Annotated in this window: 15 protein-coding genes and 1 CRISPR repeat array; all 15 genes read left to right on the top strand. The window is 26.3% G+C overall.

Annotated features, from left to right (window positions below):
- The first annotated feature begins 94 nt into the window (after nt 1–94).
- The 15 genes from AC30RD_RS01190 to cas1 all read left to right on the top strand — a co-directional run bounded on the left by AC30RD_RS01190 (nt 95) and on the right by cas1 (nt 17,854).
- Nucleotides 95–4,570: a tetratricopeptide repeat protein gene (locus AC30RD_RS01190; protein ID WP_489492311.1), complete on the top strand. Its 4,476-nt coding sequence runs from the start codon at nt 95–97 to the stop codon at nt 4,568–4,570.
- Complete coding sequence (locus tag AC30RD_RS01185) at nt 4,552–6,045, top strand: ATP-binding protein (RefSeq protein WP_489492310.1); 1,494 nt, start codon at nt 4,552–4,554, stop codon at nt 6,043–6,045. Before AC30RD_RS01190 ends, AC30RD_RS01185 begins: the two co-directional genes overlap by 19 nt.
- A gap of 295 nt (nt 6,046–6,340) precedes the next feature.
- Nucleotides 6,341–6,472, top strand: coding sequence for a hypothetical protein (locus tag AC30RD_RS01180; protein ID WP_489492309.1), 132 nt, complete (start codon nt 6,341–6,343; stop codon nt 6,470–6,472).
- A gap of 48 nt (nt 6,473–6,520) precedes the next feature.
- Nucleotides 6,521–7,747, top strand: coding sequence for a TIGR02221 family CRISPR-associated protein (gene csx2 / locus AC30RD_RS01175; RefSeq protein WP_489492307.1), 1,227 nt, complete (start codon nt 6,521–6,523; stop codon nt 7,745–7,747).
- A gap of 75 nt (nt 7,748–7,822) precedes the next feature.
- Entirely contained in the window at nt 7,823–8,950 is a 1,128-nt protein-coding gene (locus tag AC30RD_RS01170) for a hypothetical protein (protein ID WP_489492306.1), read from the top strand.
- Between the two features lie 82 nt (nt 8,951–9,032).
- Nucleotides 9,033–10,526, top strand: a complete 1,494-nt coding sequence (locus AC30RD_RS01165) for an ATP-dependent DNA helicase (protein WP_489492304.1) — start codon at nt 9,033–9,035, stop codon at nt 10,524–10,526.
- A gap of 80 nt (nt 10,527–10,606) precedes the next feature.
- Entirely contained in the window at nt 10,607–10,987 is a 381-nt protein-coding gene (gene csx20 / locus AC30RD_RS01160; protein WP_489492303.1) for a CRISPR-associated protein Csx20, read from the top strand.
- An 11-nt stretch (nt 10,988–10,998) separates the two neighbouring features.
- Complete coding sequence (locus tag AC30RD_RS01155) at nt 10,999–12,516, top strand: TM1812 family CRISPR-associated protein (RefSeq protein WP_489492302.1); 1,518 nt, start codon at nt 10,999–11,001, stop codon at nt 12,514–12,516.
- A gap of 42 nt (nt 12,517–12,558) precedes the next feature.
- Nucleotides 12,559–13,545 carry a WYL domain-containing protein gene (locus AC30RD_RS01150; protein ID WP_489492300.1) on the top strand — a complete coding sequence of 329 codons (987 nt, stop codon included), beginning with the start codon at nt 12,559–12,561 and terminating at the stop codon, nt 13,543–13,545.
- Nucleotides 13,546–13,599: 54 nt separating this feature from the next.
- Nucleotides 13,600–13,995, top strand: coding sequence for a hypothetical protein (locus AC30RD_RS01145; protein ID WP_489492299.1), 396 nt, complete (start codon nt 13,600–13,602; stop codon nt 13,993–13,995).
- 16 nt (nt 13,996–14,011) lie between these two features.
- A complete protein-coding gene (locus AC30RD_RS01140; protein ID WP_489492298.1) occupies nt 14,012–14,503 on the top strand; it encodes an HD domain-containing protein in 492 nt (163 codons plus the stop codon).
- Between the two features lie 249 nt (nt 14,504–14,752).
- Entirely contained in the window at nt 14,753–14,878 is a 126-nt protein-coding gene (locus tag AC30RD_RS01135; RefSeq protein WP_489492297.1) for a hypothetical protein, read from the top strand.
- Nucleotides 14,879–14,935: 57 nt separating this feature from the next.
- A complete protein-coding gene (locus AC30RD_RS01130; protein WP_489492296.1) occupies nt 14,936–15,388 on the top strand; it encodes a hypothetical protein in 453 nt (150 codons plus the stop codon).
- On the top strand, nt 15,385–15,660 hold the full coding sequence (cas2, locus tag AC30RD_RS01125) for a CRISPR-associated endonuclease Cas2 (RefSeq protein WP_489492295.1): 276 nt from the start codon (nt 15,385–15,387) through the stop codon (nt 15,658–15,660). The genes AC30RD_RS01130 and cas2 overlap by 4 nt, the downstream gene beginning before the upstream one ends.
- Nucleotides 15,650–17,854 carry a CRISPR-associated endonuclease Cas1 gene (cas1, locus tag AC30RD_RS01120; RefSeq protein WP_489492294.1) on the top strand — a complete coding sequence of 735 codons (2,205 nt, stop codon included), beginning with the start codon at nt 15,650–15,652 and terminating at the stop codon, nt 17,852–17,854. Before cas2 ends, cas1 begins: the two co-directional genes overlap by 11 nt.
- Nucleotides 17,855–18,402: 548 nt before the next feature.
- Nucleotides 18,403–19,947: direct repeats of the CRISPR family, unit length 37 nt; unit sequence ATTTAACAATCGGACCCGCTTTTAAGGGGATTGAGAC.
- Nucleotides 19,948–20,154: the final 207 nt, after the last annotated feature.

Here is a 20,154-nt window from a genome sequence, read left to right as displayed (position 1 = left end):
CTCTTAAAAAGAATTTCGACTATCAATTATCTGTTTGGATAGATGAAAATGAAAATCCTTTGGGATGGGGAGAGTTGAGGTTTGAGGAGTAAAAATGAATTGGTTCGAAGATATTAAAAAAAATACTTTTATGAAAGTTAGATTAGAAAATGGACAAGAGTTTGAATTTGTTTTTGAAGAAGTAGTTAATGGTATAGTAAAAGGCAAATTAAATAATGGAAAAATCAAAAAATTCAAAGAAGATAAAATTGAAGATTTAGAAGAAATTGAGAATACTTCTCAAATCTCAGAGTTGCTTACTATTAATGTAATTGAAAAAGAATCTTCTAATAAAGACATTTATAATATTTCAAATTCTTTTTTATATAAAATTGATAACAATATTTTAACCCCGATTGATTTTAAAGGGAAAGAAGAGTTCAAAAATTTAAATGAGAATAATGCAAATTTATATTCACAATTAATAGCTTTATATGATTCATATATTTATGCTAAAAAAATTAATGAGTTAGATATAAAATATGATAGAACTAAACGAATACTTAATAAATTAAATAATTTATTAAAAGAATTTGATTATGAAGAAATAGATAAATTTTTGGCATATATTTTACAAGAAGTTGATACTTCATATTTAGAATATTTCAAAAAGAAACCTGCAGATTTTTATTGTTATAAAAACGATATATATTATTTTTATAAAAGAAATAATAAAAGTGGATTTATATTAGTTGAGTGTCTATTTAAAGATTTTTATTTAGATGAAGAGGTAGAAAATGAATGGTTTTATGGAGTAAAAAACATTACAAATTTTAATTCAATAAAAATTTTGGAATATCAATATGAAGTTTGGGATAAATTATCTATAAAACATAAAAACTTATTAGAAGAAAGTATAAATTATATTGCAAATAAAAACAAAATTAATGTTACAGGGAGTGTTGGTGAAAAGATTAAAAAGTTAAAAGAATATATTATTCCAAATGAAGATTATAAATTGCAGCAAAAAATTATTAAAAATTTTGAAAATAATTTTAAAATAAATAAAAAAAATATAGATAATAGTTTCGGTTTTAATCATTTTGCAGAATCTTTAATAAGTAGTTTTAAAAATGAAGATTCTTTTAAAAATGATTTTTTAGATCCAAATGGAACAATAAAAGTATATTTTCAAGATAAAAAGTTTGGATTTATAGAAGATTCAAAAGGTTTAAAATATTATTTTTCTATACATAATATAATAGATGATGAGTTAAAAGATAAATTGGAAAATAGTACTAAAATCAAAAAAAATATAGAAGTTTGTTTTTCAATAGGAGTTAATTATAGAGGTAATATTGCAAAATCAATACATTTGTCAAAAACAGTAAAAGAAATATTACAGTATGTAAAAAAATTAAAAAAAGAAAAAAATTTATTGATAACAAAAGATTTGTTAGAACAAATTTTATCTCAGTATCCAAATAATTTAGAAGCTAAATATTTATTTAACGAAATCGAAAGAGAACGTATAAATAAACAAACTTATCAATCTTATAATTATGGATATTATAGAAAAGCAAAAGATGCCAAAGATAGAAAAGATTACGATACAGCAATAAAATATTACAAACTTGCTTATGAAAATAATGAAAAACTTGAAAGCACTATAAAGGATTTAGCTGTAACATACTATGAAAACGGTGAGATTGAGGAAAGTAGAAAATTTATTTTAGAAAATGAAAGTAAACTTTCTAAAACATCTACAACATATAATTTTTTAGAAAATTTATATTATTCAATAGGAGATTACGAAAAATCGATAAAATATTTAGATAAATTATTGAAAATAAATACAAACAATAATAAACATATAATTTTACTTGGTAAAAAAGCATCTTGTTATATAAAACTAAATCAATTAGATTTAGCAAAAAAAATACTAAAAGAAATACTTTCAATTCAACAAGATAATGCATATGCTAAAAAGCTTCTTGAACAAATTGAATCAGGTAATAAAGTAGAAGAAATTTATATTTATTCTTTTGGAGGAGGATTTAGTAAATTTATAGAAAATACTTTAAATGAATATGAGGAATATAAAGGAGTTCGATCTGTTATAAAAGAAAATAAAAATTTTAGTGAAGAAACTCTAAAAGAGATTAGGGAAATAATAAAAACAGCTGGTAAAGCAAGAGCGGAAGAAAGAGCTGAATATTTGTTAACAGAAGCAAAGTTGTTGCAATTAATAAAACCTAATGAAGAAAGTTTATTAAAAAATACATTAGCGAAATATTGTAATGCAATGGCATTAAGTCATATAAATAAAAATTCTTTTCCAGAAGTTATCAAGTTTTTTTATTTAGAATCATTTTCATTAGAAGAGGAATGGAGAAATTTAGCAAGGCAACTATATAATTACATAGTTAAAATTATTAACAAAGAGGATATCGATTTTTCAATAGAATTAGATGAAATAGTTGAATTTAGTTTGCCAAAAATTATAAAACAAGCATTGAAAAATAATAAAAAAATTTTTATCAATGAAATTATTGATATTATGATGACCAATCATAATTTAATAAATGAAATTATAAAAGTTCTAAAACAAGAAAATATGAATAATTATTTTATTGAATATTTCGATAAACAAATTGATAATATTGATAATCTTTTTAAAAATTTGATTGATAAAAGAAAAAGAAAACATGATGATTGGTTTAGCAAAATTAATAGCTTATTAAAAGTTGATGGAATAGAAAATTTAAATATACAATTGCAAGCCGTATTGAAAGATTTAAAAAAAGATTGGTTAAGTCATCTAGATGGACATAGATTAAAAAGGATAGAAGGAGACATTACTGAAGATTTAAATAATTATTTAAGACAAAAAACTTTTGATGATAAAGAAAGAACTAAGAATTACTTAATTACGAAAATTAATGAACTTATAGATGATATTAAAAAATATCCTACTAAATTTTCATATGAAGGATATAAACCACTTTTAGAGCATTTAGAAAAAATAATCCAACAATCATTTAAAGAGATATTAAAATCAAGTATCCCAGAAATTGAATTAAAGGTTTTAGGTGATTTTGTAGTAGATAAAAATGATGTTTTAATTCAATTAGTAGTTAGAAACTCACAAAATAGTTCACCTATTTCAAACATAAAAATTTCTATTATAGAAAATGATGATTTAAAGTTTCCTCAAAAACTTATTGAGAGTTTTGAACTGTTAAGAGGAGGAAATGAAAAAATTTTTAAGCTGAATTTAAAAGTTTCAAATAGGGTTATAGAAAATAAAGCTGCAGATGTTATATTTAAAATAAGTTATAAAATTGTTGTAACAGATGAAAATACTGAAAAAGAGTTTAAACTTCCAATTAGGTTGTATAAAAGTGAGGAATTTGAAAAAATAGAAAATGTATATGCTCCGGTAGCTGAAGGAGGGCCTGTTAAAGATGAATCAATGTTTTTTGGAAGAGATGAGTATATAGCAAATATTATTGATTCTTTAACAACTTCAAATACAAAAAGTATAATAATTTATGGACAAAAGAGATCTGGAAAATCAACAGTTCTTTATCATCTTAAAAAAGAGTTAGAAAAAAAAGAAAATGCTTTTTGTATTGATTTTAGTATGGGAGAAATTATTGATGATATATCCGGTAATTTTGTAGGATTTTATTATAAAATACTATCTAAAATAGAAGAAAAGTTAGAAGAATTAGAATTTGATGGTTTTGAAACCATTCCTTTTGAAAAACCTTCCATCGAAAAACTTCAGCAAGCGCCAGCCATCATATTTGATGAAAGTATTAAGAATTTTTATAAACAATTTAAAAATAACGATTTTTGGAAAAATAAAAAACTAATAATACTTATTGACGAATTTACTTATATATATACTAGCATAATTAAAAATAAATTATCAGAAAATTTTATGAAAACTTGGAAAGCTTTTATTGAAAAAAATATTTTTTCCGCTGTTTTAGTTGGTCAAGATGTTACTCCTAAATTTAAAGCAATGTTTCCAAATGAATTTGGAGTAACAGAAGATAAAAGACTTACATATTTATCAAAAGAAGATGCAAAAAAACTTATTGAAAAACCTATTTGGGATAAAAAAAGAGATAGTAGTAGATACTTAGGAAATGCAGTAGATAAAATTATCAACTATACTGCATGTAATCCGTATTATCTACAAATGTTTTGTTCAAGAGTAGTTGATTACATGAATAGAAAAAAAGCTATTAATGTCACTGAAGCAGATGTAGAAGAAGTTTTTTATTCGTTTATAGAAGGAAGTGAAAGTTTAACTGAAGATAAGTTTGATAATTTATTGACTGCAGGCGATGCGGATATTAATGCATTTAATGTTGAAGATGTGAAACATATACTAAAACAAATAGCTAAAGAATCGAAATTATCTGGTTTTTGTTCATATGATAAACTATTTTTTGAAGATACTAATTTACTAAATAATATATTAGAAGACTTGTTAAAAAGAGAAGTTATTTCACAAAGAGATAATACTTATAAAATAAAAGTGGAGATGTTTGAACAATGGTTATTAAAGCATTAATAGATTACAACCCTTTAAGTGACTGTGGCAATATAGTAAAAAAAGAGAGATTTGTAGGTAGAATAAAAGAAATTGAAGTTATAAAAAATAGAGTTTTATCAAAAAATAGCGGTAATATTGCAGTAATGGGATTGCCAAGAGTTGGAAAATCCAGTTTGGTTTGGAATGCGCTTTTACTTGAAAATTTTGAAAATTTTATTATTATTTACGTAAATGTAGGTTCCATAGAAAGTTCTGATGAATTTTTTAATATACTGATAAATAAAGTATTTAGTGAAATTGAATTTTTAAATAATTTTAATCAGAAACAATTAGAAATATTATCAAAGTTAAAGAATAAAATATTTGATACAAAGATAAATTTGGAAAAAAAAGAGTATATTGAAAAGTTTTTTAAATTTTTAACAAAAACAAATTTATATTTTGTTTATGTTTTAGATGAATTTGATCATGTAGCTTCGATATTTAAATTAGAAAACTTTCAGTTTTTAAGAGAATTAGCAATAAAGCCTAATATAAATTTATCTTTTGTAACAATATCCAGAAGAACAATTGAAGAAATTGAACTTTTAAATTTAGATGCTTTATCAAAATTAGCAGGAATTTTTTCTTATTTAAATTTAGGATTATTTACAAAGGAAGAATTTAATTTATATTGGAAACGTTTAAAAAGCCTTGGTATTGATACAGATGAGGAGTATCAAAATAAAGTCTATTACTATACCGGATATTATCCTTATTTAATAGATTTATTCAATTATGAAGTAATCAATGAAATTTTAATAGAAAAAAATATAAATATTATGGAAGTTATTTCTAATAAAATTCAACTTAATTTTTACCATCATTATGATCATATCATAAATCTACTAAAAGAAGAGAAGCTTTATGATAAATTGATCCAAGTATTAATTGGTCCTATTTATGATTTAGATCAAAAATCTATAGAAAAATTGGAAAAATTTGGATTGATTAATAAAATAAATGGTAAATATCAATGTTTTTCACAATTTTTTTACGAATATATTCAATTAAAACAAAACGAAATAGATTTTTGGCCACTGTGGTCAGAAACTGAAACAAAAATAAGAGAAGTTATAAAAATTTATATTGATGATAAATTTGGAAAAAATTGGGAAGTAAAATTTATTGAAAAATTTCCCAAGAAAAAAGATGCATTGGAAAGATTAAAAAAAACAAGAGATAAAAACAAAAGAACATTTAAAGAAAAAGCATCGGATCATTTAGTTGATTATACTTATCCAGCAGATATGTTTGAAATTTTTATATCAAGTGATTGGGGGTATTATCAAAATATTTTTCAAGGACAAAAAAAAGACTGGAAACAGATATTTGATCATTTAGCAAAAATTAGAAATCCTATAGCACATAATAACAGTTATTTTCTAAATTCATCTGATAAAAATCTTGCAATTTCATATTGTGAGAAAATTCTTAATAATATTAAGGATTAAAAAATGAACTTTATTTTAACAACTTGCGGATTGAGCATATTGACAAACTATTTAAAAAATTTAAGATATTTCCAAATGAGGTATATAAATATTTAGAATCAGTAAACAGCTCTTTTATAAATTAATATTTCTATACCTCATCTTTATCCTTGACAAAAAGGACAAAAGATTATCTAATTATCCTTATTAAAAAGGATAAAAATGAAAGAAGTTTTTAAAAGATTAATAAACGATTTTAATTTACAAAGATATAAAAAATATAAAACCAAGAGAGTTTAAAGCTTTGGTTGAGGCTATGGAGTATTTTAAAATGAATAACTCTTATCTAATAACCAAAGATAAAGAAGATATTAAAAAAATAGATAACAAAACTATTGTTATAATGCCGCTTTATAAGTGGCTTTTAGAATTTAATAAACATACCTGACAAAATATGTCAAGAAAAATTGGTAAAATATTATAGGAGGGATATATTATGGCAAAGATATTAGTTAGCTTACTTGGTACAGGAAAAATGGCAAGTGGAGATTATGAAAAAAACAGATATGAAGTAACAGATTACATTTTAGATGGCAAAATATATAAAGAAAGAACCTTTTTATCAAGTGCAATTATAGAACATTATAAAATTGATAAAGTCTATTTTATTGGAACAAATAGATCAATGTGGGATAATATTGCAGAGAAATTTAATGCAAATGAAGAGTATATTTTAGATATTTTGGAAAAAAAAGATAATTTTTCTTTACAAGAGAGTGATTTAGAAGAATTAAATAAAAATATTACGGATATACTTGGTAACAGTTCTAAATGTTTTATAGTAAAAGATGGAGAAAATGAAGAAGAACTATGGAATATATTTGAAAAATTTTTGGAAATATTAGAGCATATTGATAATGATGATGAGGTGTATTTTGATATTACGCATTTGTTTAGGTCATTATCGGTAATGAGTTTTGTAATAGCAGAATTTGGACAAACATATAAAAACTTTAAATTAAATGGAATCTTTTATGGAATGCTTAAAAAAGATGAGCCTTCTTTGATTATAAATATAAATATGTTTTTTGAGCTTCTTGAGTGGGCAAAAGCATTTGAAGAGATAGAAAAATTTGCATCTTTTAATAGATTAATATTTTTATCTCAGCAAAAATTGCCTAAAAATGCTTTTAATAGTTTAAATAATTTAAATTTAGCATTTAATATTGCGAATATGACTGCTATTTATAAAGCAATAAAACAATTACAAACAAATTTTAACAGCTTTAAAAATAATGAAGATAAAATTATATCTTTACTTACTCCGAGATTCGAAAAATTTATTAAAAGATTTTTAAAAAATAGTTTAAGTGAATTTCAGTTTGAGTTGGCTAAATTTTTTAGTGAAAAAAACAATTTTGCATTAGCTTATATTGCATTGGCTGAGGCAATAGTAACTTATGTTTGTGAAAAAAAGAACCTTGATGCAAATAAAAAGGAAGATAGAGATAAAGCAAAAGAGATTATAAAAGAAGGATTTGATAAATCATATCCATATTCACATCCAAAAAATAAGTTTGCAAAGTTATTTTTTAATCAAATTAATAAAATTAGAAATAATATTGCTCATCAATTAGAAACAACAAAAAATCCAAAAGATGATATTTATAATTTTGAAAAATATTTTAAAAAGAGTAAAAAATATCTTAAAGAGTTATTTTAACTAAAAAACTCTCTAACTCGTAATTTCTATACGACTTAATATATTAAAATTCCTCCAAATGCTTAAGGAGGAATTATGAATAAACTATTAGCAGATGCTTTAAATTTAAACGAATTAAAAAACTTTTCTAATCGTGTAGATAATGAAATAGCTAACGCTATTAGTAATATTACTTCACAAGCTAAAAAATACAAAAACAATACATTTGCATCTCAAACAGGATTTGTTGCTGAAGAAGTTCATATAGGTTCTTTTAATATTAATAGTGCATTTAAAAGAAGCTCTTTAAAAGCTGTAAAAGAGAAAAACGGTTGTCATGGTGATTATAAAATTTTAAAAGGTAAAAAAGTTGTTGCAAAAGGCGAATTTAAACACTATAACACTGCAGAACAAACAGAAAATGCTATGAGAGGCTACGATAATAGAGATTTAATAGGTCCTAAAGATCAAGTAGAAGATATTAAAAAAATTGCAAGAAAAAAGTATTTGAAAAACAAAACAACAAGACCAAAAGTGGCAAAAGAGCATAAAATTGTTGAGAAAAAAGTAAAAAATAGTATTAAAAAAGAGAATGTTTCTTCTAAAGCAAAAACTTTAAAAGAGCAAAGAAAAATTACAAAAAAAGCTGTTAAAGGCAAAGTGGAAGCAAAAGATATATTACCTGATTTTAAAGATAGTTTGGCTGGAAGTATAAAAAGTGGTGCAATAGAAGGTGCAAAAACTGGTGCAACTATTGGTGGATTGTTTAGTGCAACAATTAATATATTAGAAGTTTCAAATGGGAAAAAAGAGATGAAAGAAGCTTTAATAGATACAACAAAAGATATTGCTATTAGTGCAGTAGATAGTGGCATAAAAAATGCAGTAGGAAGTGCTGCCAAAACTTCTGGAATATATTTGGCTGAAAAAGTAGCTAACGAAACAGCAAAAAAAGTGCTAAAAAGCTCTGCACCAGCAATATTGGCATTTAGTGCTGTAGATATTGCTAAAGAGACATATAAATATGCAAATGATGAAATTGATGGTGAAGAGCTTGCAAAACAATCTGCAAAAAGTGTTGTTACAGGTGTTAGTGCTTGGGCTGGTGCAGAAGCTGGAGCTATGGCAGGAGCTACGATTGCTGGTCCGGTGGGAGCTGCAGTAGGTGGTGTAGTTGGTGCAATTGCAGCAAGTTTGAGCATTAGCTCTTTATTTGATTGGTAAAAAAATAAAATTTATAATAAGTCGTATTTTTATGACGAGTTGTAAAGTTATAATTCGTTAAATTAATTTCAAGGAGAAATCTATGGCAACAAATCTTACAAATCTTGATACATTTAATAGCGATTTAACAAAAGAGCAAAGAGCTATTTTTAATGCTATTGTAAACGAAGTAATTGCCATAGAAGAGAGATCTCTATTAAAAAATGTAGACTTCCAAGAGAATTTTTTATCTTTAACTGGTGCTGCTGGTACAGGAAAAAGCTACCTTACAACAAGAATAATCGATTTTTTTGCTAAAAATAGTGATATATTACATTATGGCGTATGTGTAACTGCACCAACCCATAAAGCTGTTAGCATTTTAAGAGATATGTTTTTTAGTAAAGATAGATCTAAAAATGTTAGAGTTACTACAATTCACTCTTTTTTATGCATTAAGCCTTTTAAAGATTATAAAACAGGCGAGGAGAGATTTAGAGTAGATAATACTATCAAAGAAAAACCGATTGCATCTTTATTGATTGTTGATGAAAGCTCTATGATTTCTACAGAATTATTCAAATATATAGTAGAGGCTTATCAAGAAGGTAGAATAAATAGCGTATTATTTGTTGGTGATGAGTATCAGTTGTTACCGGTAGATAATAAAGGTTTAGAAAAAAATATTATTTATACTTTAAAAAAGAGTTTTAAACTTGATAAAGTTGTAAGACAAGCCGCAGATAGTAATATTATTAAAGCAGCTACTGAGTTAAGAAATAGAATAGAAAATAAAGATTACATAAATATATACAATTTGCTAAAAAAATATGAGAGTAAAGAGATAGAATTTATAAATAATAAAGATGATTTTATTAAAGATTTTACAAAAAACAAAGAGTGGTATTTAGAAGATAAAATTATTGGCTCTTATTATAATAACTCTGTAGATGGATTTAATAATATTATAAGAAAAATTTTTTGGAAAGAGAATGGAGTTGATAATCCTACACAATTTATGATAGGTGATTTTATTAAATTTAAAAGTCTGTATGCTCTTAATGATATAACACTTTATGTAAACGAAGAGATAGTAGTATTAGAGAGTGTAGAATTAAAATATAATGAAGTGTTAGATATATACTATTGGGAGTGCAAAGCAGTTAATAAAACTGAACAACAAAAATTTTTGATTGTTGCTAAAGAGAGTATAAATACATTTAATAAAAAATTAACCTACATTAAACAGCTAGCATACAAAGAGAAAGATAATGATAAAAAGAAAGAGTTTTGGCAAATATACTTTGCTACAAGAGATACTTATGCTAATGTACAATATGTTTTTGCTTCTACTATTCATAAATTGCAAGGAAGCACTTATGATAGCATATATATTGATCTATTCTCAATTGTGAATAATGCAAATATTAGTATTGATGAGAAGTATAGATTGGCTTATGTTGCAATTACAAGAGCAAGATATAGTGCTAAAATATTTATATCTGCAACTAATAACGAGCCATTAGAGCAAAAGAGTGAAATAGATATAAAAGAGTATAACAAAAATTTAAATGAAAAGCTAAAAAATATATTTTAGTGTCAAAATATGACTATATTAAATGATACTATGTTAGTAATTAAGTTACAAAAAGTATAATAATATTTTAAGGAGTTTGTATGAAAAAGATGTTTTTGTTATTTAGCCACACTTTAACAAAAGAGCAAGAAGTTGACGCAATACAAAATTTAAAAGTAAAAGAGTTTGTATATCTGCCTAAAAATTTGCAAAAAATATGGTCTAATGTGCCTGCAGATATAGAAAATGTAGATGAGTTTTTAGAGCCTATAAAAGAGTTTTTAAAGCAAAATGTAAACGAAAAAGATTTCGTTTTAATTCAAGGAGATTTCGGAGCAACTTGCAAGATGGTTTCTTTTGCTAAATCTTTAAATGCAATAGCTGTGTATGCTACTACCAAAAGAGATTCAGTAGAAAAAGTAGTAGATGGTAAGATTGTAAAAACATCAATATTTAAACATATAATGTTTAGAAAGTTTTAAAGGTAATTATTATGAAAAAAGCTGTTATTACTATACTTGGTACAGCGGGAGCAAAGTTTGATAAAGATGCTAAAAAATATGTGCCAGTTAAAATGGAAGATAGAGCTTTGTATAATTTTTTAGATGGAAGTGAACTTGAGTATCATAATACTTTTCCGTTACTTATAGAAAAATATAGTAATAAGTATGAAATTTTGGCTCTATATACTAAAGAGGCAAAGCAAGCGCAAGAGGATATTTTAAAACTTTATGGATTAAAATATAATTTTAATGAAAAATATTTTATCAAAAATCCAAATGATGATAAAATTTTTTTTGATATAATAAATAGTGCTATAAAGAGTTATGATGAAGTAATTTTTGATGTAAGTCATGGGTTTAGACATCTTCCACTTTTAGCACTTATTGGTTTAATAGTAGAAAACATTGAAAATCCTAAAAAAATAAAGTATATACTTTTTGCACAAGAAGAGATTCCATTTAAAAAGTATAATTTTATTGATTTAAAAAATTATCTAAATATCTCAAATATAGCTTTGGTTTTGAGAAATTTTTTATCTACATATAAAGTTTTAGATTTAGATTTAGATATTCCTTTATATAAAAGCTTAAAAAAATTTAGTATAAATCTAACATCTAATCAATATCAAAATGTTTTAAATCAAGATATAGATGAATTAAAACAAGAAATAACAAAAGCAAAAGAAGAGTTCTTTTTTATAGAAGGTCTGTTAGAAGAAATAGAAAAAATAATATCCAAAATAGAAGCTATAAAACATAAACAACTTTATGAACAGTTTCTATTTTTTGCTAAATTTTTCTTAAACAAAAAGTATCTTTTGCAATCTTCAGCTTATTTAATAGAAGGGCTTACCCTTTACATTGGAACAGTTTTAAAAGAGATAGGATATTTTAAACTGAATGTAAAAGAGTATGATGATCTACAAAAAATAGTTGGATTACTAAAATTAAAACCATCATATAAAGATTTTAACTTTCCTAATGATTATTTTGTAGATATTAATTCAGAAGCCTTCAAAAAGTTCTCAATTTTGAGAGAAAATATAGCTGAGATTAGACATAATCTATCACATATAAATACAACAAAAAGCTATGGAGATTTGGAAGAAGAATTAAAACAATATATACAAGAGTTTGAAGAGTTAATAAATAATAGAATTTTATACAACTTGGATAAGACTTTAGATAATAAAAAAAGAACTCTAAAGTATATTTTAGAGGTATATTATAAAAAACTTGAAACAACAAAATTAAATCAAAATAGCACAGTTCCAAGACTAAACAAACTATTAGAAAAATATAATAACAATGAATTAGAGAGCTTAACAACTTTGGATAATGTAAAATTACGTAGCTATATAAAAAATTATATAGAAGATATAAAAAAGCTTTTAGATTTTCAAAAAAATAATAAACTTCTTTTATCGTGGGATGAAACTAATAAATTTAAATTGGCTAACAGTATAAATCAAGAAACAAAAGTCAAGACTCAGCAAAAAAACAGCTAATGATCCATTAAACAAATTTAACAACAGATAAAAAGGTAGCATATGAAAGCAAGACCACTACTAAAAGCCATTCCGATAGAGACTAAAGAGATAGTTTTAAATTATTTAAAAGTTCATGGTCCTACAAAAAGCAATACTCCGGAACTTTATAGGGCTATAGAGAAAAGTAGTTATAGAGCTTTAGAAGATATTTTTAGATATTTAGAAGAAAAAGAGGGCTTATTAAAAAAAGAGAAAATCGGTAGAGCTTGGCATTGGTCTATTTTGGATAAAGAGGCAATCTCAAAAGAGCTTGTAAATAGAAGCAATTTAAGCGATATTTTAAGCTTTAGCGAAGAGACTTTTGATAAAGACACCTTAGATACCCTAAAAAAAATATTTCAATCAGGTAGCGACTATATTAGCGGACAATTGGTAATTTACGAAGAGTTTAGTAATATAGAAAAAAACGAACTAATTTTAGAGCTAATAGAGGCTATTAAAAACAGAGAGTATTTAAGACTCTATTTTAAATATGACAAAATAAATATGTACGATAATGTAAAGCCAATTAAAATAATCTTTTTAGATAACAACTGGTATATTGCATTCGAATATAAAAACGATACTAAAGAAACTAAATTTGTTTTAAGAAGATTGGCATTTTTAAAAGAGATTAAATTTTTAAAAGATATATCTTATTTAAATAAAAACAGATTTCAAAAAAAAGATATTCAAAAATATATCGATTTTCTAAATAATATCCAAAACTCTTTAACTCTTTTTGGCAAAAGTAAAAAAGTCGCTACTTTAAAAGCTCTTCCAAATATTGCCAAATATTTTTATAAAGATATGAAAAAGTTTTTAAAATCTCAAAAATTTTTGCAAAAATTAGAAGATGGCTCTGTTATATTTACGGTAGAATACACTCAACCTTTAGAAATACTGCCGCTTGTGCAAAAATGGATGCCGGACTTAATAATTATAGCGCCAATGGAGCTAAAAGAAGCATACAAAAAAAAGATAGAAACCGCACTAAAACAGTTGTAGTTGTCAAAAATTTACAAGTTTAGTAGTTATAATTAAAACAAAAAAAGGACATTTATGAAAAAAAAGTTTTTAATAACATCAATTTTAAGTAGTTCTTTGCTGAGTGCACATATGCTATATTGCAATCAGATAGTAGTAGACTCTAAAAGCTATTATGTAGGTGCTGTTATTGTATTAATCAAAGATGAAGTAGCTATTCAATTAAATCAAGGAGATCCAGTAATAACAGGCAAAATTAAAGATAAAAAAAGTCATCACTATTATAATCCTCAAACTACTACTCATATATATATTAGAAATGATGATATAATAATATCTAAAAAAAGAGCAGATGGTAGTGTGCTAAAGGGCCATCTTCTGGCAAAATACTGCAGAATCGCTAATAGCTTTTCAGAAGAACCAAAAAAGGTAAAATCCGGACTTTTGCATGAGTTGGGGTTTGAAAAGTAGCAGCTTAAGGATATAAATGAGTTTAGAAGAAAAAATTATATGGTTTAATGCTAACTATCCAGATATTGTTAGCGCAATGCAAAAATGCAGTCATACGGAAAATATAGCAAACTCTAATCCGTATCATATAGAGGGTGATTGCTGGTCGCATACTATGATGGTTTGCAAAGTTGCTCAAATTAAAAACTTTGCAGATGAGGTTCAATGGGCTTGCTTGCTTCATGATATCGGTAAACCGTATTGTAGATTTGTAAATAAACAAAATAACTTTGTAAACTTTAAAGGCCATGAGCAAAAATCTTTAGAACTTGCAAAACCAATTTTAAAAAAGTTACAAAAACAAAATACTATCACTCAAAATCAAAATAGTATAATTCAAAATCTTATCTTGCATCACGGCGACTTTTACCATGGAGATATTTCTAAAATAGAAAATAAAGAGTGGTTTAATTTGCTAAAACAGCTTCATATAGCCGACAAATTAGGCTCTTTCTCAATAAAACAATAAAAAATTTCAAAACTTCCTCAAATAGTCTAATTATGACTATTTACTTATATACAATTTGCTTATCAGTTTGGCAGGTAGGTTTGTGGATAGTCCAACACAGTTTAAATTAAAACTTTTTAAGGAGATGTTATGTTACCTATTAACGCTTGTCTTAAAATTATTGCAATTGTTGCTGTTGTTGTAGCTGGTAAAGAGGTTTTGTCTAATTTGAATGATGATGATTGGTTTGAAGATTTATGGGAGTAAACTATGAAACAAAGAAACTTTCACAAATTAGCTATTATTAAAAAAGAGGCAAGAGGTTATACCACTTTTGTAAAATCAAAAAAAATTTATAGCAGAAAAATAAAACATAAAAAATTTATCTACAATTAAATTTTATATGCTATAATTCCATATAATGGAATTAATATTTGTTTTAGAAAAAATTAAATGAAAACAAAAAACAGAGGCAATAAAATATTACTAATTTTTATTTTTTTAACCGTTATTGGAATATTAATACGCTTTATTGCCGGCAAAAATAGTATATTATGGAATATATGGGGTGTTATAGATGTCTCTTTTGCGGTTTCTTTAGGAGTTTTAGCATTTATAGCATATACCGATATGGTTAGAGAAAATGACGAAATTAGCATATACATAAAAGTAAACGATAAAATTATAAATACGGGATTAATTGTTTTAAGACAAGATTGCACGCGTAGTGAAATTCAGGGACTTTTTGGAATGATTCAAAAAGACTCCTCTCATCGATACAACATTGCCTATATGAAAAAACGCGCATTTTTAAAAAATTTGCATAAAATCAAAACGGGTAAATCAAAAAAATTAATTATACCTTTAACGGCTAAAGAATACGAACAATTTAAAGTAATAAAATGAAAATATTAATAACATACGACATTCAAAACACAAAAAAACGAAATAAAATATCAGCGCTTTTAGAAAGCTACGGAGTAAGGGTAAATTATTCGGTTTTCGAGCTTGAACTAACCAACAAAGAGTTAAATAAAATTTTAAAAAAACTAAAAAATCTATCTTCTAATCAAGACTCTATAAGAGTATATTTTTTTAATAAAGAGACCGCAAACAAATCTTTCGAACTATTAAATCGCCCTAATCCGTTTTGTAAGGATAACTTTTATGTTGGCTAAAAGTTTTAATAAAATTTTTACAAAAAGCGCTCTTTTAGAAGCGCTTCAAAATTATAAAAACCACCCAGATTTTTTAGAGGTAAAAAACTCTATAACTTCAGGAGAATTTTTACAAACTCTTCAAAAAGGCTACATCCCAAAACCTTTAAAATCTTTTAAAATACCAAAAAACGAAACCGAATATAGACAAATAGCAACATCCACTTTACAAAGTAAAATTATTCAAAAAGTTTTAGCAACAGAGCTTAACGACGCAATTAATTTTAGCGATAAATCATACGCTTTTAGGCAAGGCAAAGGTACACTTAAAGCAATAAAAAGAACCATGCACTTTTTAAAAAAATATAAATTCGTAGCAAAAGCCGATATAGACGATTTTTTCGATAACATCAACCAAGAGTTGTTAATAGATATTTTGCAAAAAATAATAGAAGATAAACAAGTTTTACTTTTAATCTCAACATTTTTAAAAAACGGAATGCTTAAAAACCATAAATGGATAGACAAGCAAAAAGGGGTATATCAAGGCGATGTGCTCTCTCCTGTGCTTTCGAATATTTATTTAGATGGTTTTGATAAAGAGTTAGAAAATAAAAAAATAGATTTTGTAAGATATGCCGACGATATGGTTTTTTTTGCAAATACAAAGCAAGAAGCTCAAAAAAATTTACAAATTGCTACAAATCTTTTAAAAAAATTACATCTAAATTTCGGTAATGATAAAAGTTACATAACATCCGTTAATAACGGTTTCGAATTTTTAGGGCTTCGTTTTCAAAACGATACGATTTTAATGGATAATGAACGTCTAAACAAAAAACTATCTACAATTTCACTTAAAACAAAACGAAAAAATTTAGCAAATACAATAGAATTTTTAAATCAATACACCCAAGGTATAATTAGATATTACGCAAAAATTTTAAATTATAACCATCAATTAATGGCAATTCAAGAACATATCGAAAAAATTATAATAGAAAAAATAATTTATGAAAAAACAAACAAAACCATAAATAAAAAGAGCAAATTTTTTCAGCTATTAATTAATTTAAATACTATTAAAGAGCTAAACTTCAACCAAAAAAAGCAATACATTAAAAATTTAATAAACAAAGCATACAATCAAATAAAACTGCAAAATCCTCTACAAAGCGCCCAAAAAGTTATTGAAAAAAGTAAAACAAACTACCTTAAAGAACAAATAAAAACTTCCGAAATTATTCTAAATAAATTCGGCGTTAGTTTAAGCGTAAGTAAGGGTAAATTTGTCTTAAAACAATATGGCAAAACAATTAAAAAATTTCCGATTAATTGGATAAATCGTATTGTTGTTTTAACAAAAGGAACATCGCTATCATCAACCCTAATTTATATAGCCGCAAAAAATAAAATCGATATAGATTTTATATACAAACAAACTCCTTACGCTCAAATTACATACTTTAACAATATAAGCAACGAACTCTATTTAAAACAGCTTCAAGCAAAAAATTCAAATTTGGGTTTAGAGATTGCAAAAGCTATAGTTAGTGCAAAAGCAAAAAACCAAATAAATTTAATTAAATATTACGCAAGATACCGAAAAAAAACTGATATAAGCGAATATAACAAACTAATAAACTATATTAAAAATATGCAAAATATCGCTTCGCAAATTAAAAAAGCCAAAAATCAACAAACTTTAATGGGATATGAAGGCTCGATTTCAAACAACTATTGGCGAGCATTTGCCATATTAATAGATAACCCTAATTTTCAACGCCACACTCAAAATGCGCCCGATTCCATAAACCAAGCACTAAATTACGGCTACGCATTTATTTACCATCGCGCGCAATCTGCGCTTTTAAAAGCGAAACTTAATATTTACATATCTTTTTTGCATCAGCTTCAACCTAACAAACCGACTTTGGTTTTTGATTTGGTAGAAATTTTTAGGCAACCGGTTGTTGATAGAGAGATAATTTCTATTCTAAATCTCGGCGCACAAATTAGCTCTAACAAAGATAAATTAACAAATCAAAGCGTAAAAATTATTACTCAAAATATTCAAGAACGCTTGGCTACACCTACAAAATATAAATCGCAAAAACATAAGTTAGCCGATATTATTAATAACCAAGCTTTAGAATTAGCCCACGCAATCAAAGGCACAAAAAACAAATTTAAACCTTTTATAGCAAAATATTAATTATTTTGTGATGGACAATAGATGATGGATTATAGCCGATAGTGGATAGGTAATAGATTTTTTTAAACATTAAACATTGTAAGCTATAAGCTTACTGCTTAAGGCTTATAGCTTACAGCTTTTTTAATTTGCGAACTTTTTTCTTAAGCTAATTTTAAGCAAAACTCCTAAAAAATCCCATTTTAAGGAAAGTTTATACTTTTTGGCACTTTTTAAAAAATTCGCAAACCTCTTTATTTTTTGCCAAACCCTTTTAATTTGCGAACTTTTATTTTCGCTTAAGTTTAAAATATCCATTTTATGGATAGTTTAAAACTTAAATTTTGCTTAAAGTTCTAAAATTAACTTTTACAAACATTACTTTTTTTAATTTGCGAACTTTTTTTATCTATTAACTATCGATATTATGGGAAATTAAGCTAATTTTAAGCCAAGTTGGAATATCATTTTTCGTAAGTTTGCGAACTTTTTCGCAAAAGCTCATTAATTTGCCGTTGTTAATAAATATTAAAAGTCTCTAATTTTATACTTTGTCCTATTTATGGGCTATTTAACAATCGGACCCGCTTTTAAGGGGATTGAGACACTATTTCTTTTTGGTTTGCCATTTTAACTCCTTTAAATTTAACAATCGGACCCGCTTTTAAGGGGATTGAGACGGTTTGTTGCCATTTTTTCACTCCTTATAAATTTTTTATTTAACAATCGGACCCGCTTTTAAGGGGATTGAGACAGACGCTATCGCCGCTGGCACTAAACAGCTATTTTCTATTTAACAATCGGACCCGCTTTTAAGGGGATTGAGACGGTAGCTTGTCGCTACCAACCATTTTTTTTAGCCTCATTTAACAATCGGACCCGCTTTTAAGGGGATTGAGACACTTTTTTCTACACACAGGATTGGTAGATAAGTGAATTTAACAATCGGACCCGCTTTTAAGGGGATTGAGACTCTTTAGGATCTTGATTTTTTATGTCATCTTCTGTAATATTTAACAATCGGACCCGCTTTTAAGGGGATTGAGACAATCGACATCTTTTCTCCTTTAAATTTTTATTTTTACATTTAACAATCGGACCCGCTTTTAAGGGGATTGAGACATTTCTGCGACTTTTTTTACTAACTCTTGTTCTTTTTTTTTCATTTAACAATCGGACCCGCTTTTAAGGGGATTGAGACACGTTCTCTTTGTTCGCCATTTTAACTCCTTTAAAAATATTTAACAATCGGACCCGCTTTTAAGGGGATTGAGACGATTAGAGCCAAGCTTCTCTATGCTATAGCCATCTTATTTAACAATCGGACCCGCTTTTAAGGGGATTGAGACTATCACTGAATGTATCATTGTAATCTCCTTTTATATTTAAATTTAACAATCGGACCCGCTTTTAAGGGGATTGAGACGAGATAATCTCTACCACCTTTTTTTCGTCAATAAAAGAACCTAATTTAACAATCGGACCCGCTTTTAAGGGGATTGAGACATATATTTTAAAGCATCTAATAGATCTTTTTTACTTTTATTTAACAATCGGACCCGCTTTTAAGGGGATTGAGACACTAAAAAATAAAATTTCCATTTTACTCCTTTCTATTATTTAACAATCGGACCCGCTTTTAAGGGGATTGAGACAATTTTTTTGTTGTTATCATTTTTACTCCTTCAATTAAAAATTTAACAATCGGACCCGCTTTTAAGGGGATTGAGACTCTTCGTCCCAAGCGATGCAAAGATTTTCATTGATAGATTTAACAATCGGACCCGCTTTTAAGGGGATTGAGACGCTTGTTCTCTATGTTTATGTTTATTTCTTTCATTTGTAAATTTAACAATCGGACCCGCTTTTAAGGGGATTGAGACACCTTTTAGTAATTCTAATCTTTCCATTAAGTTGTTCAATTTAACAATCGGACCCGCTTTTAAGGGGATTGAGACGAACCAAGCTTCTCGATAATGAAGCCATCTTTTCCGAATACAATTTAACAATCGGACCCGTTTTTAAGGGGATTGAGACAACTTGCCAATCTCATGCAGATAATTGTTTACTGCATTATATTTAACAACCGGACCCGCTTTTAAGGGGATTGAGACAACATACTTGTAACTATTTGACTTAAAGTCTTATAAATTACAATCGGACCCGCTTTTAAGGGGATGGTCCTCGCTTCGCTGCGGGGCGAATTTTGCTACGCAAAATGCGCGAGACTTTCCGTATTCCGTAATCCGCACTCTGTAATCCGAACGGACCCGACTTGCCATTTCGGTTCAAGCTAACGCTTTCACAACGAAATGTCCTCA

Source organism: Nitrosophilus sp. (assembly GCF_982775275.1).
This window is presented reverse-complemented; position numbering and strand designations above follow the sequence as displayed.